12 protein-coding genes and 3 pseudogenes are annotated in these 15,270 nt (G+C 64.4%); 9 read left to right on the top strand and 6 right to left on the bottom strand.

Features of this window, described 5'->3' with window-relative positions; translation table 11 throughout:
- Positions 1 to 191: 191 nt before the first annotated feature.
- The 4 genes from ACQ86E_RS02765 (at position 192) to ACQ86E_RS02750 (ending at position 7,284) form a co-directional block, all read left to right on the top strand.
- Positions 192 to 3,035: a flagellin gene (locus ACQ86E_RS02765; RefSeq protein ID WP_431204082.1), complete on the top strand. Its 2,844-nt coding sequence runs from the start codon at positions 192 to 194 to the stop codon at positions 3,033 to 3,035.
- Between the two features lie 361 nt (positions 3,036 to 3,396).
- Positions 3,397 to 6,240 (top strand): flagellin, encoded by a 2,844-nt coding sequence (locus tag ACQ86E_RS02760; protein WP_431204081.1) that lies wholly within the window; start codon positions 3,397 to 3,399, stop codon positions 6,238 to 6,240.
- A gap of 294 nt (positions 6,241 to 6,534) precedes the next feature.
- Positions 6,535 to 6,903, top strand: coding sequence for a flagellar biosynthesis regulator FlaF (gene flaF, locus ACQ86E_RS02755; RefSeq protein ID WP_431204080.1), 369 nt, complete (start codon positions 6,535 to 6,537; stop codon positions 6,901 to 6,903).
- 12 nt (positions 6,904 to 6,915) lie between these two features.
- Positions 6,916 to 7,284 carry a hypothetical protein gene (locus ACQ86E_RS02750; protein WP_431204079.1) on the top strand — a complete coding sequence of 123 codons (369 nt, stop codon included), beginning with the start codon at positions 6,916 to 6,918 and terminating at the stop codon, positions 7,282 to 7,284.
- Between the two features lie 3 nt (positions 7,285 to 7,287).
- Here ACQ86E_RS02750 and ACQ86E_RS02745 read toward each other — a convergent pair whose 3' ends face one another.
- The 4 genes and pseudogenes from ACQ86E_RS02745 to ACQ86E_RS02730 form a co-directional block, all read right to left on the bottom strand.
- On the bottom strand, positions 7,288 to 7,647 hold the full coding sequence (locus ACQ86E_RS02745; RefSeq protein WP_431204078.1) for a hypothetical protein: 360 nt from the start codon (positions 7,645 to 7,647) through the stop codon (positions 7,288 to 7,290).
- 158 nt (positions 7,648 to 7,805) lie between these two features.
- Positions 7,806 to 8,302 (bottom strand): annotated as a pseudogene (locus ACQ86E_RS02740) (hypothetical protein).
- Positions 8,303 to 8,313: 11 nt separating this feature from the next.
- Positions 8,314 to 8,682: a flagellar assembly peptidoglycan hydrolase FlgJ gene (gene flgJ / locus ACQ86E_RS02735; protein ID WP_431204077.1), complete on the bottom strand. Its 369-nt coding sequence runs from the start codon at positions 8,680 to 8,682 to the stop codon at positions 8,314 to 8,316.
- Positions 8,682 to 9,805, bottom strand: a pseudogene (locus ACQ86E_RS02730) (flagellar basal body P-ring protein FlgI). Before ACQ86E_RS02730 ends, flgJ begins: the two are co-directional and overlap by 1 nt.
- A gap of 282 nt (positions 9,806 to 10,087) precedes the next feature.
- Between ACQ86E_RS02730 and ACQ86E_RS02725 the strand changes: the two are divergent.
- Positions 10,088 to 10,501: a flagellar assembly protein FliX gene (locus tag ACQ86E_RS02725; RefSeq protein ID WP_431204076.1), complete on the top strand. Its 414-nt coding sequence runs from the start codon at positions 10,088 to 10,090 to the stop codon at positions 10,499 to 10,501.
- A 9-nt stretch (positions 10,502 to 10,510) separates the two neighbouring features.
- Here the strand turns inward: ACQ86E_RS02725 and ACQ86E_RS02720 are convergent, their stop codons facing one another.
- On the bottom strand, positions 10,511 to 10,882 hold the full coding sequence (locus ACQ86E_RS02720; protein ID WP_151649292.1) for a winged helix-turn-helix transcriptional regulator: 372 nt from the start codon (positions 10,880 to 10,882) through the stop codon (positions 10,511 to 10,513).
- 140 nt (positions 10,883 to 11,022) lie between these two features.
- On the opposite strand from ACQ86E_RS02720, the pseudogene ACQ86E_RS02715 reads away from it, so the two are divergent.
- Both ACQ86E_RS02715 and dksA read left to right on the top strand, forming a co-directional pair.
- Positions 11,023 to 11,633, top strand: a pseudogene (locus ACQ86E_RS02715) (NAD(P)-dependent oxidoreductase).
- Between the two features lie 215 nt (positions 11,634 to 11,848).
- Positions 11,849 to 12,214: an RNA polymerase-binding protein DksA gene (gene dksA, locus ACQ86E_RS02710; RefSeq protein WP_008554760.1), complete on the top strand. Its 366-nt coding sequence runs from the start codon at positions 11,849 to 11,851 to the stop codon at positions 12,212 to 12,214.
- Positions 12,215 to 12,491: 277 nt separating this feature from the next.
- On the opposite strand, the gene ACQ86E_RS02705 is transcribed toward dksA, so the two are convergent.
- Positions 12,492 to 12,890: a winged helix-turn-helix transcriptional regulator gene (locus ACQ86E_RS02705; RefSeq protein WP_431204075.1), complete on the bottom strand. Its 399-nt coding sequence runs from the start codon at positions 12,888 to 12,890 to the stop codon at positions 12,492 to 12,494.
- Positions 12,891 to 12,984: 94 nt separating this feature from the next.
- Between ACQ86E_RS02705 and ACQ86E_RS02700 the strand changes: the two genes are divergently transcribed.
- Entirely contained in the window at positions 12,985 to 14,013 is a 1,029-nt protein-coding gene (locus ACQ86E_RS02700) for an SDR family oxidoreductase (RefSeq protein ID WP_431204074.1), read from the top strand.
- Between the two features lie 78 nt (positions 14,014 to 14,091).
- Positions 14,092 to 14,871, top strand: coding sequence for a 2-keto-4-pentenoate hydratase (locus ACQ86E_RS02695; protein WP_431204073.1), 780 nt, complete (start codon positions 14,092 to 14,094; stop codon positions 14,869 to 14,871).
- The last annotated feature ends 399 nt before the right edge of the window (positions 14,872 to 15,270 follow it).

The raw sequence follows: 15,270 nt of genomic DNA, 5'->3' as shown, positions 1-15,270 counted from the left end.
GCCAGCAATTTCAAATGCTTTGATGCCCCCTCCGGAACGCGGCTCTGGCGCGCGGAGAGTCCGTCGCGCGTCATGTCCGCAAAGGCGGCGGCTTTGTTTCATGGATTGTTAGAGGCTTGGACGCACGGTCCGCCGGTCGTTCGATCAATCTCGGTCGAGCAGGGCACATAGCTACCAGAAAGGTACAGATTATGTCCGGTATTGTTCTCTCCGCGTCGGTTCGTCAGAACCTCCTCTCCCTCCAGTCCACCGCCGACCTTCTCGCCACCACCCAGAGCCGCCTTTCGACCGGCAAGAGCGTGACCTCGGCGCTCGACAATCCCACGAACTTCTTCACCGCGCAGGGTCTCGACAACCGCGCGAGCGACATCAACAACCTGCTGGACGGCATCGCCAACGGCGTGCAGGTGCTGCAGGCCGCCAACACCGGCATCACCTCGCTGCAGAAGCTGGTCGATACCGCCAAGTCGATCGCCAACCAGGCGCTGCAGGCGACCTCGGGCTACAGCACCAAGGCGACACTGACCAGCGCTTCGATCGCCGGCCTGTCCTCCACCAGCCTGACCGGCAGCGCCGGCGCGACCTCCAGCGCCACCAACACCGGCACGGCTCTGACCTCCACCGGCACGGCCGTGACCGCGCAGACCGTCACCGGCAGCACGCTGACGGCCGACACGACCACCTCCGCGGTTGTGGCCAGCAAGACCGGCACCGCTCTCCATGCCTATGACAAGGCGACGCTCACCACCGGCATTGACAATACGGGCGCCTCCGGCTTCTCGGCTGGCGACACCTTCACGATTTCGACCGACGCTGGCGATACGATCGTGTCGTTCTACACCGGTGGTGCACCGGCTCCGGCAGCCAATACGGTGTTCATCGACGCCGCTACGCTCACTGGTACGGGCGATGCGACTGCGATCGCCGCCGCGATCAATGGCGGCACGTCGACCTCTGGCGTCGTGGCTGACGCGACCAGCGGTTCGCTGGTGCTGACGGCTGCCACCACGGGCACGTCGCTGTCGGTCACCGACAACTCTCCCTCCAGCTCGAACCTGTTCAACGGTGTTGCCGGTGTTTCCGGCGCAACCGTCACGGCTGCTCCCACTGCCAACGGCGCCGGCGCAACGCCCACCGGCGGCAGCCTGGTGAGCGATCTCGGCATCAACGCCGGTGACACGTTCACCGTCAACGGCACGACGGTCACCGTCGCCGGCAGCGATACCATCAGCGGCCTGGTCACCAAGATCAACACGGCGGCCGGCGGCACTGTTGCCAGCTTCGCTACTGGCCAGTTCACGCTGACCTCGACGGCCTCGATCGCCAACGTGTCCGTTCAGGACGGCACGGCCGGCACGGTCGCCAAGCTCGGCCTGACGGGCAACAACACGGTGGCCAGCACGCCGGCGGGAACGCCCCCGACGGTGTCCGCAGCCACCCTGCTGAAAGGCACGGCCAGCAACACCTCGAACGATCTGAGCACCGCCATCACCGCCGGCAGCACGCTGGTCGTCAATGGCACCAAGACCATCTCGTTCTACGACTCGGGCGCCGGTGGTTCGGCTGGTAGTGCGGCCGACACCACCTATCTCGATCTCGCCACCTCCCGCGTGGGCGATGTTCTGGGTGCGATCGACGCCATCACCGGCGGCACGTCCTCGGTCAGCGCCGCCGGCAAGCTGCAGATCAGCACCGGCACGACCGACGATTTCAGCATCACCGGTACGGGCAACGCGCTGACCGCGCTTGGCCTGAACGGCTCGCTGGCGGTCAGCGGCGGTTCGGCCACGACGCTGGCGGCGGGTGCGACTCTTGCCAAATATGCGGCGCCTGCGGCGATCTCGGCCACCACCTCGCTCAGCGATCTGACTAATATCGGTAACATCGCCAATGGCTCGTCGTTCGTCGTGAACGGCAAGACCATCACCTTCTCCACGAGCGCTGCCACAAGCACGAACTCGACCGGCAGCACGATCAACCTGGCCTCCGGCAAGGTGCAGGACCTGCTCGACGCCGTCGACAAGGCGCAGGGCACCTACAACTACGTGTCGCAGACCGGTGCGTCGTCGGTGTCCGCCGACGGCAAGCTCCAGCTCGCCACCGGCACGACCAGCAACCTGGTGATCGCGGCCTCCAGCGACAACAGCGACGCGACCGTGGCGACCAAGAGTGCGGCGGCCCTCGGGGCGCTCGGCCTGGCGGCCGGCACCACGGCGGTCACCGGCAGCACCACGTCCGGCCTGTCCGGCAAGACGCTGCACATCGACTCGTTCGGCGGCGGCACGGCGCTCGACATCACCTTCGGCACCGGCACCGGCCAGGTCAACACGCTGGATGCCCTCAACACGGCGCTGGCGGCGAACAATCTGTCGGCCTCGATCGACGGCGCGAGCGGTACGCTGAAGATCACCAGCACCAACGACTACGCCTCGCAGACCTTCTCTGTGAGCGGCACTGCGATCACCGACAGCGGCTCGGCATTCGAGAGCAAGACGGTGTCGGCTCCGGTGGCTGATGTGAACGCGCAGAACTCCCGCGCGTCGCTGGTGGCTCAGTACAACAACGTGATCGACCAGATCCGTACCACGGCGCAGGATGCCTCCTTCAACGGCGTCAACCTGCTGAACGGCGACCAGCTCAAGCTGGTGTTCAACGAAACCGGCAAGTCCACGCTGAACGTTACCGGCATCAACTTCGACCCGGCCGGTCTCGGCCTGTCGTCGCTGACCTCCGGGACCGACTTCGTGGACAACAACTCGACCAACTCGGTTCTGTCCAGCCTCTCCAAGGCTTCGACCGCGCTGCGTTCGGAAGCTTCGACGCTGGGTTCGAACCTGTCGGTCGTGCAGATCCGTCAGGACTTCAACAAGAACCTGATCAACGTGCTGCAGACCGGTTCGTCCAACCTGACGCTGGCCGACACCAACGAGGAAGCCGCCAACAGCCAGGCGCTGTCGACCCGCCAGTCGATCGCGGTCTCCGCGCTGTCGCTGGCCAACCAGTCGCAGCAGAGCGTGCTCCAGCTGCTCCGCTAAGCACGGAAGCCACACAAGATACGGAAAACGGCGGGGGCAACCCCGCCGTTTTGCTTTGTCGTTCGATCCTTTGGTTCCGTCACCCCGGGACCTTGCGGACATGCAGCAGGCGGCGGCTTTCCAGCTCGAGCTCCTCCGCCGACGGGCGATTGAAATCACTCAATAAATCCAAGCCGCGGGGGCATTTCCCCGCGGCTATTCTTTTGGTCCGGACGGGGGCAGGGGCCTTTACGAGCGATTAACCCTGTCTCTTAAACCGGCGTTAACCATACTTTAAAGGACAGCCCGTAAAACTGGACGAAAGCTCGCTCTTCAGACCTGCACGGTCGATTCGCATTCGGTTCAAGAGGAAGACCTGCCAATGTCCAACATCGTTCTCTCGGCATCGGTTCGCCAGAACCTGTTGTCGCTGCAATCGACGGCCGAATTGCTGGCCACGACGCAGGAGCGGCTTTCCACCGGGAAGAAGGTGAACACCGCGCTCGACAATCCCACGAACTTCTTCACCGCGCAGGGCCTCGACAACCGCGCGAGCGACATCAACAACCTGCTGGACGGCATCGCAAACGGCGTGCAGGTGCTCCAGGCCGCCAACACCGGCATCACCTCGCTGCAGAAGCTGGTCGATACCGCCAAATCGATCGCCAGCCAGGCGCTGCAGGCGACCTCGGGCTACGACACCAGGGCCACACTGACCAGCGCTGCGATCGCCGGCCTGTCCTCCACCAACCTGACCGGCAGCGCCGGGGCGACCTCCAGCGCCACCAATACCGGCACGGCCCTGACCGCCACCGGCACGACCGTGACCGCGCAGACCGTCACCGGCAGCACGCTGACGGCCGACACGCTGAGCTCCGCGATTGTGGCCAGCAAGACTGGCACGGCGCTTCATGCCTATGACGCCGCGAAGCTCACCACCGGCATTGACGATACGGGTGCCTCCGGCTTCTCGGCTGGCGACAGCTTCACGATTTCGACCGACGCCGGCGATACGATCGTGTCGTTCTACACCGGTGCTGCACCGCCGCCCGCAACAAATACGGTGTTCATCGACGCCGCTACGCTCACTGGTACGGGCGATGCGACCGCGATCGCCGCCGCGATCACTGGCGGCACGTCCAGCTCGGGCGTCGCGGCGAGCGTGGTCGGCGGTAAGCTGACGCTGACGGCCGCCAACACCGGCACGTCGCTATCGGTCACCGACAACTCCGCCGCCAGCTCGACCCTGTTCACCGGTGTCGCCGGTGTCTCCGGCGCATCGGTCACGGTCAATGCCACTGCCAACGGTGCCGGCGCAACGCCGACGGGCGGCAGCCTGGTGAGCGATCTCGGCATCAAGACCGGTGACACGTTCACCGTCAACGGCACGACAGTCACCGTCGCCGGCGGCGATACCATCAGCGGCCTGGTCACCAAGATCAACACGGCGGCCGGCGGCACTGTTGCCAGCTTCGCTACTGGCCAGTTCACGCTGACCTCGACGGCCTCGATCGCCAACGTCAGCGTTCAGGACGGCACGGCCGGCACGGTTGCCAAACTCGGCCTGACCGGCAACAACACGGTGGCCAGCACGCCGGCGGGAACGCCCCCGACGGTGTCCGCAGCCACCCTGCTCAAGGGCACGCCCAGCAACACCTCGAACGATCTGAGCACCACCATCACCGCCGGCAGCACGCTGGTCGTCAATGGCACCAAGACCATCTCGTTCTACGACTCGGGCGCCGGTGGTTCGGCGGGTAGTGCGGCCGACACCACCTATCTCGATCTCGCCACCTCCCGCGTGGGCGACGTTCTGGGTGCGATCGACGCCATCACCGGCGGCACGTCTTCGGTCAGCGCCGCCGGCAAGCTGCAGATCAGCACCGGCACGACCGACGATTTCAGCATCACCGGTACGGGCAACGCGCTGACCGCGCTTGGCCTGAACGGCACGCTGGCGGTCAGCGGCGGTTCGGCCACGACGCTGGCGGCGGGTGCGACTCTTGCCAAATATGCGGCGCCTGCGGCGATCTCCGCCACCACCTCGCTCAGCGATCTGACCAATATCGGCAACATCGCCGATGGCTCGTCGTTCGTCGTGAACGGCAAGACCATCACCTTCTCCACGAGCGCTGCCACAAGCACGAACTCGACCGGCAGCACCATCAACCTGGCCTCCGGCAAGGTGCAGGACCTGCTCGACGCCGTCGACAAGGCGCAAGGCACCTACAATTACGTGACGCAGACCGGTGCGTCGTCGGTGTCCGCCACCGGCGAGCTCAAGCTCGCCACCGGCACGACCAGCAACCTGGTGATCGCGGCCTCCAGCGACAACAGCGATGCGACCGTGGCGACCAAGAGTGCGGCGGCCCTCGGGGCGCTCGGCCTGGTGGCCGGCACCACGGCGGTCACCGGCAGCACCACGTCCGGCCTGTCCGGCAAGACGCTGCACTTCGACTCGTTCGGCGGCGGCACGGCGCTCGATATCACCTTCGGCACCGGCACCGGCCAGATCAACACGCTGGACCAGCTCAACACGGCGCTGGCGGCGAACAATCTGCGGGCCTCGATCGACAGCGCGAGCCACACGCTGCAGATCACCAGCACCAACGACTATGCGTCGCAGACCTTCGCGGTGAGCGGCACTGCGATCACCGACAGCGGCTCGGCATTCGAGAGCAAGACGGTGTCGGCTCCGGTGCCGGATGCGGACGCGCAGAACGCCCGTGCGTCGCTGGTGGCTCAGTTCAACAACGTGATCGACCAGATCCGTACCACATCGCAGGATGCCTCCTTCAACGGCGTCAACCTGCTGAACGGCGATCAGCTCAAGCTGGTGTTCAACGAGACAGGGACCTCCACGCTGAACATCCCCGGCTCTGTCTTCGACCCGGTCGGCCTCGGCCTGTCGGCCCTGACCGCCGGCGTGGACCTGGTGGACGGCGCCTCGACCAAAGCGATCGTGTCGGCTCTCAACGGGGCTTCGACCGCGCTGCGCTCGGCAGCTTCGACGCTGGGTTCGAACCTGTCGGTCGTGCAGATCCGTCAGGACTTCAACAAGAACCTGATCAACGTGCTGCAGACCGGTTCGTCCAACCTGACGCTGGCCGACACCAACGAAGAAGCCGCCAACAGCCAGGCGCTGTCGACCCGCCAGTCGATCGCGGTCTCCGCGCTGTCGCTGGCCAACCAGTCGCAGCAGAGCGTGCTCCAGCTGCTCCGCTAATTTCGCCAGCGCAAGATCGCAAGTTGAAATGTCGCGGCGGGGCTCATGCTCCGCCGTACTCTTGAGAGAGATCGCTCAGATTAGTTGGGATCGGATCGATGCCGATGATGCAGGGCACGTCTACAGCTTGCGTGCGCGCATCCAATCTCGCGCTGACGAAGGACTCCATGACCCGTAATAGTCCGGAGTGCTTCCAAGCTTACACGTAAGCAAATCTTAAGCCGTGCTGCCTAGGGTTAAACAAGAAATTTTTAAGCTTGCTCAACGAGCTAGGTAACTTCCAAGGTGTGATTGATGTCGAATTACGGTGCCTCGGCCTACGCGCGTGTTGCCACAACCACCGCCACCCCTCGCGATGTCGAGGCGCAGACCTTGCTCAAGGCCGCCATGAAGCTCCAGGACGCGGTCAACGGCGCCGATCCGTTCAGCGAGCAGGCCAAGCACGCGCTGATGTTCAATCGCAAGCTATGGACGATTTTCCTGAGCGAGGCGATGCGCGAGAACAATCCGCAGCCATTCGATGTCCGGCAGAAGATCGCCAACATCAGCGTGTTCGTGCTGAGCCAGACCGCCGCGCTGCAGATGAGCCCGCAATTGGATCACTTCCATCCGCTGATCGAGATCAACCGCAACATCGCCGCCGGTCTGTCCGGCCGTCCGTGACGGAAGCTCGTCATGGCCGACGTCCTGAGCATCCTGTCGACGGCGTATAAGTCGAACGTGCTTTCGAGCACAGCGAGTTCGTCGAAATACGTTGCGGTCGATTCCTCGCTCTATCAAGGCAGCTGGTCAGGCAAGTATCCGGACGGCAAGAAGTTCTCGCTGAACGTCTCGCAGGTCAGCGGATTTCGCGCGCAGGTCCACTACGAGAGCGAAGGCACGTCACAGTACCAGCAGGTGCTGATCAAGGACGGTTCGTTCCGCTTCGGGAATACCAGGTTCACGCTGACGGACGTCGGCAAGGCGCAGGTCAAGAACGTCGTCACCGATCCCGCGACCGGCTCGACCTATCTCGATACCGCGCAAGCCACGCTCGACACCTGATGCTCAGGCGCTGACGTCCGTATTGAGCGGACGCGAGGGCTGGGACTTCAAATCCTCTGCATGGAAATAGGCCCGCCGGCGCAGCATGGCTTCGTCGGGGAACTGATTGACCACCGCGTCGGTCTTGTCGTTGACCACCTGAAAGACGAAAGATGCGGCGGCCTGGTCGAACACGACCTGACGCGAGACGTTCTCGTTCTTCGGCAGATCGCTGCGCACGGCCGCACTGGTATCGCTTGCGGCCACCGTCTGGATCACCGGCAAATCAGTTTGCACGGCCTCGTTCGCCGCCGAATTCGACGTCGTTACGGTCTGCACAGGTGCCGGTATCCCCACCGGCCTGATGCTGAAATCTGTACTCATGGCAGCCTCCTGGTTGCCTCACGTGAGTCAAATCCCAACCCCTCTCAATACGCAACCATGGGACACCAGGTTTGAACATCGGGTAAGGAAACGTGCCTAACCGCGCGGCGAGATCGCCGCGCGGTTTTTCGTAAAATTACAGATGTTCTTGCGTGCGTTCAGAGCGAGCGGCTGACCGCGAGCGGGGTGATGTGGCGCGGGCCCGGCGTGGCGCGGCGGCCGGCAGCCGTATAGGTGTTCGGCACGTTGCGCTTCTGGATCTCGGCGTTGACGCCGCGCACGACGCTCTCTGAGACCGCATGTGCGGTCGCGAGCACGGTGAGATTGACCTGGAGCATCGCGCGGAACGCATCGTGGTGCCGATGCAGCGTCGAGAGCAGCTCGGGCGCGGATTTGGCGATCTGGGGCTGGTTCGCCTTCAATTCGCTGACGGCACTGACGTAGTTTCGCGACAACTCCTGCTTTTGCTCTCGAGCGTCATCGCCTCGCGGACCTTGCCGGCGCGAACGAGCTCGGTCTCGCGCTCGATCAGCCCGAGCAGGGCACTCATCGCGTCCATCAATCGCTCGGCGACCTTGCGCGCTTCGGCATTGCCGGGTGCAGTGTTCGGACGCTGCGCTTGCACCGGCTGTCGTGAGGCGTTGAAGTGGTTCATCTCGTTTGACCTTATGCCGTGCGGATGGTTTTCGCCTGCTGCATGATGAGGGTGCGGTAGACCTCGGTCGCGACGCCGACGCCGCCGGCCTTGGCGAAGTTCCTGGAATATTGCTCGGTCAGCATCGAGCGCCACACGCCGGTGCCCGTCGTGTCGCCGAACGGACCTTCGCCCTTCAGGCCCGAGGTCATCTGCGAGAACATGCTGTTGAGGAACATCGCCTCGAAATCGGTGGCGGTCTTCTGCGCCTTTGCCTGCTGCTTCGGCGAGACCTTTTGCAACGCGGCTGCGAGCTCGAAATCGGGCCGGCCGTTACGGCTCTCGACGGAGAACGCCGGGGAGCTCGCGACGTGCGGGGTGTTGATCATGCTCGTCTGCATCACATCACCTCGATGTCGGCTTCGATCGCGCCGGCGGCCTTGATCGCCTGCAGGATGCTGATGAGGTCGCGGGGGCCGATGCCGAGGCCGTTGAGCCCGTCGACGAGCTGTTGCAGCGAGACACCGTCCTTGACGACGGCGAACTTCTTGCCGTCCTCGGTGACGCTGACGCCGGTGCGCGGCGTGACGACGGTACGGCCGCGTGACAGCGGGTTGGGCTGGCTGACCTGCGGGCTCTCGGAAATGGTGACGGTGAGGTTGCCCTGGGCCACCGCGACCGTGGCGACGCGGACATCGCGGCCCATCACGATGATGCCGCTGCGCTCGTCGATGATGATCTTGGCGGCGAGGTCGGGATCGACCTGAAGCTGCTCGATCTCGGTGAGGAAGGCGACGACGTTGCCCTTGAAATCCGGCGGGATCGACAATTGCACCGTCGAGGGGTCGATCGGCTCGGCGCTTTTGACGCCGAGATAGTCGTTGATCGCGGCCGCGATCCGCTTGGCCGTGGTGAAGTCGGCGTTGCGCAGCGCCAGACGCACGTTCGGCAGCCGATTGAGCGCGAACTCGATCTCGCGCTCGATGATGGCGCCGTTGACGATGCGGCCCACGGTCGGAACGCCGCGCACGATCTTGGCCGCTTCACCCTCGGCCTGGAAGCCGGAGATCGCGAGCGAGCCCTGTGCAACCGAGTAGACGTTGCCGTCGGCGCCGAGCAGGGGGTGACCAGCAGCGTGCCGCCGCGCAGATCCTTGGCGTCGCCGAGCGCGGAGACGGTGACATCCATGCGCGTGCCCTGGGTGGCAAAAGCCGGCAGATTGCCCGTCACCATCACGGCGGCGACGTTGCCGGTGCGGATGGTGGCGCCGCGGATGTTGACGCCCATGCGTTCGAGCATCGCCTGCAGCGACTGCTTGGTGAAGGGGATGTTGTTGAGCGTGTCGCCGGTGCCGTTGAGGCCGACGACGAGGCCGTAGCCGATGAGCTGGTTCTGCCGCACGCCCTCGATATTGGCGAGATCCTTGATGCGCGACGTCGCGCTTGCGGACGCGACCGAGAGCGCCAGCGCTGACAGCGCGGCGCAGGCCACCCCAAGAATCCTCACCCAACGAACGCCTTGCATCCTCTGCTCCCCAAGGCTCCCGAGAAAGCCTCCTCAAATCTCGGACCAATCCCGACACTCCCATGACGAGCTGGTCCGACGCTGTCCTTGCGAGCGCTGTGCCAACACGGGATAATGGGAGCAGGTGATTGAATAGGTTGAATAAACCTGTTTCGACCGGTCTCAGCCGGCGTTCGCTTTGAGGAGCGAAACTGCCGCCTCCCGGCAGATTTTGCCGGGCTGTTTACGCGCCGTTAACCATAAGGCGGCGAATGTGACGCATCGATCACCCGGATTGCTGCGATGCGCATCTACGGACCGAACGGCACAACGCTTGGAGCGCCGGCCAGCCAGGCCAAGCGGACGGGCTCCGGCACCTTTGTTCTGCCCGACGCCTCGTCGGCGCAGGAGACGCGGAGCGCTGCCGCACCGAAGGCCGCCGCCAACATCGATGCGCTGCTCGCACTGCAGGGCATCGAGGAGGATCCGGTCGAGCGCCGCAAGCGTTCGGTTGCTCGCGGCAGGACCGCGCTCGACGTGCTCGACGATCTCAAGATGGGTCTGCTGTCCGGCAATCTCGACGCGTCGACGGTGACGCGGCTGCGGGATGCCGCGACGAATCTGAAATCGTCCTCCGGTGATCCCGGTCTCGATTCCGTGCTGTCCGAGATCGAGCTGCGCGTCGAGGTCGAACTCGCCAAGGCCGGGCAGGCGTAACGTCGGCCCTTACGCCGCGACATCCTTCAGCTGCGCGTCGTAGCGCCGCTGTGCGGCGAGGACGTCTTTCAGGTTTTGCTCGGCCCAGTCGCGCAGGGGGTCGACTGCGGCGGCGAGCGTCACGCCGAGCTGCGTGATCGAATATTCCACCGTCACCGGCACGGTCGCGATGGCGTGACGCTTGATCAATCCGTCGCGCTCGAGCGACTTGAGAACCTGGCTCAGCATCTTCTGCGAAATCCCTTCAATCGTGCGGCGCAACTGATTGAAGCGCATCGGCTCCTCGCGCAGCAGCAGCAGGATCAGCACCGCCCATTTGTCGCCGACGCGGTCGAGTATCTGGCGTGTGGGGCAGTTCGCTGCATAGACGTCTGGCTTCATCGTCGGGTCCTCACGATCCATGCCGGCTGCTTGCCGGTTACTCCTGCGTAATCAGGTAAGCACAAAGTGCTCTCTTAACACCAGCATCCTTTGCGATATCTAGTCACCATTAGTTACCATAGAAGCAAAGGAAGCCTTCCATGAAAATCGCAGTCGCCGGCGCCTCCGGCCGGGCCGGATCGGAAATCACCAAGGAACTGGCCCGTCGTGGCCACACGGTTACGGCCATTGCCCGGAACCCCGAGAAGATCGCGGCCCTGCCGAATGTCACGCCCACCAAGGGCAACGTGCTCGACCAAGCGGGCCTTGCCAGGCTGTGGGCCGGACACGATGCGGCCGTGAGTTCCGTGCACTTCCTGGCCAGCGACCCGCTCAAGCTGATCGGGGCGGCAAAGGAGTCCAGGGTCGGCCGCTACCTCGTCGTCGGCGGAGCCGGAAGCCTGGAAGTCGCTCCCGGTGTGAAACTGGTTACAACCACCGGTTTTCCGGCCGAATACAAGGCGGAAGCGGAAAAGGCGGGGCGTTCCTCGACCTGCTGCGGCAGGAGAAGGACCTGAACTGGACCTTCATCTCGCCTTCGGCCCTGTTCATCGAGGGGGAGCGGACCGGCAAGTTCCGGCTGGGGACCGACCAGCTTCTCGCAGATGCGAGCGGGAAGAGCTGGATCAGCTTTGCCGACTACGCCATCGCGCTTGCCGACGAGATCGAGCGGCCGGCCCATGCGCGGCAGCGTTTCACGGTCGGTTACTAGGCTTTTGGCCGCCTCCGGACCCTCCAGGATAAACCTTCCTGTGCAAGGGTTTGGGGGCGGTAACCGAGCGATTAAGGAAATATTGTCTGTCACAGGAGGTCGCTATATAAGCCCCGGCTCAGCGGACGTCGTTCCGTTCACGAGTCGTTGCTTGAGAAGATAGGCCGCCCTTGGAAAAGTTGAAAAACTACCGACCGACCGAAAAAGAGCCTTTCATGAACGACCGGCAGAAGGAGTACTTCCGTTTGAAGCTCCTCGCCTGGAAGGATGAGATCCTCAAAGAGTCCAAGCTCACCCTGCAGGCTCTGCAGGAGGAGAACGTGAATCACCCCGATCTCGCCGATCGGGCATCGTCCGAAACCGACCGCGCCATCGAACTCCGCGCCCGCGACCGCCAGCGCAAGTTGATCGCCAAGATCGACGCCGCGCTCCAGCGCATCGAGGACAACACCTACGGTTATTGCGAGGACACCGGCGAGCCGATCTCTTTGAAGCGGCTCGAAGCCCGGCCCATCGCGACGCTCTCGGTGGAAGCGCAGGAGCGCCACGAGAAACGCGAGAAGGTCTATCGCGACGAATAGAGTCCGAGCCGCAGCGATGCGGCTCTTTGTTTTAGGACCCAAGGTGCCGCTTCGCGCCCTGATCAGCATGTTGCCTGTCGCTTGCGGCCGCTCGTCGCGCGGCCGCAATCGCGAAAAGTGAATCGCGATCAATGAGCTAGACTCGACTCTTCCGAGCTCACGTGAGTTCGGATGAGAACCAGCCTTCACTTCAGGTGCGGGACGTTTTGTGAGTCGCATCAACGGGATCGACCCGGATGCTGAGACACCGATACAGCAGCATCACACGTCGCTGCAATCAGGCCTGCCGCGGCGCCACGAGGCGCGCATCCCCATAAAGCCTGGACCAGCTCAATATTTCCTTAAACGCCGGCAGCAGGCCGTAGGCTGCATCCGTCAGTTCGTACTCCACCCGCAGCGGCTTCTCCGCGAAGACGGTGCGCGACACCAGGCCATCCTGCTCGAGCTCGCGCAGTTGCGTGGTCAGCATGTGCTGGGTGATGCCGCTGATCGATCGCCGCAAGGCGCCGAAGCGAACCGCGCCGTTCATCAGCACGAACAGGATCTCCAGCTTCCACTTGCCGCCGAGCGCGTGGATCGCCCGCTTGAAGTCGGTGAGCAGGGCGGGGTCGGGGCTGCAATCGCAGTCGCCGTCGCAAATGCTGGTCAGGTTTTCCATACCGGTCTCGAAATCCATTCTACTTGTGCGCTCTCAGATAGTGACCAGATGCGGCCTTGAGCAGGTCCGGCGGAACCCATTCGCCCGGCCGCGCACCGAGGGGAATTTGGCAATGAGCACCGTTCTGGTCACCGGCGGGTCCGGCTTCGTCGGCAGCCATGTCGTCCTGCAACTTCTGGCCGCCGGTCACGCGGTCCGGACGACGGTGCGCCGTCCGGATCGGCGGGACGACGTGCTGGCGATGCTGCACGAGGGCGGGGCGACTTCGCCGGAGAGCCTGTCCTTCCTGACCGCCGACCTCACGGCAGACGAGGGGTGGCGCAAGGCGGTCTCGGGTTGCGACTACGTGCTCCATGTCGCCTCGCCATTGTCGACCAGCGTTCCCAGGGACGAGAACGAGATGATCATCCCGGCGCGTGACGGCACGCTGCGGGTGTTGCGCGCCGCGCGGGACGCCGGCGTCAGGCGGGTCGTCATCACCTCCTCGCTGGGCGCGATCGGCTATGGCCATTCACCGCGCGAAAAGCCGTTCGACGAGACCGACTGGACCAATCTCGAAGGCGCCGACGTGCAGCCCTACATCAAGTCCAAGACGCTGGCCGAGCGGGCGGCCTGGGATTTCGTCGCGCGCGAGGGCGGCGGGCTGGAGCTGTCGGTCGTCAATCCCGCCGGCATCTTCGGTCCGGTGCTGGGGCCAGACTTCTCCGGCTCGATCGAGATCGTCAAATCGCTGCTCGACGGTGCCATGCTGGCGGTGCCGCGGGTCTATTTCGGCGTGGTTGACGTGCGCGACGTCGCCGATCTGCATCTGCGGGCAATGATTGCGCCCGAGGCGAAAGGCGAGCGCTTCATCGCGGTGTCCGGCGAGGCGATGTCGATCCTCGACATCGCCAAGGTGCTGCGGCGGGAACTCGGACCGGCCGCGCGGCGGGTTCCGCGGCTCCAGGCCCCGGACTGGCTGGTGCGGCTGGCCGCCCACCGGATTCCGCTGCTGCGCGCCGTAGTGCCGATGCTCGGCAAGGTCAGGCATTCCACCAGCGCCAAGGCAAGGTCGCTGCTCGGCTGGCAGGCCCGCTCCAATGACGAGGCGATCCTGGCCACGGCCGGGAGCCTGATCCGTCTTGGTCTCGTCAAGGCGTGAGGCCGCCCCGTCCTTGTCACGCCCCGGCGGGGATGCTGAAGTGCCGTCCTCGATTGGGTAGCGTAGGAGGCGGCGCCGATGGACAATATTCTCGAAGCCGCAAAGGCGATCGCGCTGGCGCGGCGCAACCATGCGCCGCTTGCCGCGCTTGAGGTTCCTCCCGCCGACGAAGACGAAGGCTACGAAGTCCAGCGCGCGCTGCACGATCTGCTGCTGCCGCATGCCGGGCCGCTGGTCGGCTACAAGATCGGCTGCACCAGTGCGGTGATGCAGGACTATATCGGCATTCCGCACCCCTGCGGCGGCGGCGTGTTCCAGAAGGGCGTGCACGACAGCGGCGTCAAGCTCGCTTCTGCCGACTATGTCCGGGTCGGCGTCGAATGCGAGATCGCGGTGCGCCTGAAGCGCGACCTTGCCGCCGGCGAGGCGCCGTTCACGGCCGAATGGGTCGGTGAAGCCGTCGAGGCCTATCATCCCGCCATCGAGATCGTCGACGACCGCTATGTGAAGTGGGAGACGATGGGCGCGCCGACGCTGATCGCCGACGATTTCTTCGCTGCCGGCTGCGTGCTGGGGCCGTCCGTGCCGCGCTCGTCGGTGCCGGACCTCAAGGCGGTCAAGGGCCGCGCCATCGTCAACGGCGAGGAGGTCAGCAACGGCACCGGCGCCGACGTGCTCGGCCATCCCCACAACGCACTCGCCTGGCTCGCCAACCACCTCGCCGCCGAAGGCAGGGGTCTTCACGCGGGACAGCTCGTGCTCACCGGAAGCCTCGTCAAGACGCTGTGGCTCAAGGCCGGCGACAAGGTGCGGATGGAGCTGGACGGGCTGGGCGTGGTGGAGGCGGAGTTTACTTAAGGGGGCCGGCACCCTGCGCGGTCCCCTCCGCGCAGCGGGCGTGCGTTCGCCATCGAGACCAAACGTAAGGCGAGCCGTCAGCGACGCCGTCGCGGCCACCGCATTCCATTTCTTGTTCGGGACGGTCGCGTGGCGCCCCCTTGCGGCGTGGAACAAAAAGTGAACATAATGGGTTGATCGAGGGTGTCGAGTTTAATTCCTAAAACCCGAATTTACGGGATTGGATTTAATAGCAAAAGTGCTATATTCTGGGTGGAAATGCCCAATCGCAAGCCGACGATTTGGATTGGCTCTTCCCTGGATGATCTGCGGGCATTCCCGGACGAGGTGCGTCGCCTCATGGGATTTGCGATCGACGACGCGCAGAATGGGGCAGAGCATCCGCGTGTCAAAGCGTTG

Origin of the sequence: Bradyrhizobium betae, assembly GCF_050632175.1 — a bacterium.
Lineage (GTDB): Bacteria > Pseudomonadota > Alphaproteobacteria > Rhizobiales > Xanthobacteraceae > Bradyrhizobium > Bradyrhizobium betae_B.
Note: the sequence above shows the minus strand (reverse complement) of the source record. Positions and strands in the feature narration are given on the sequence as shown.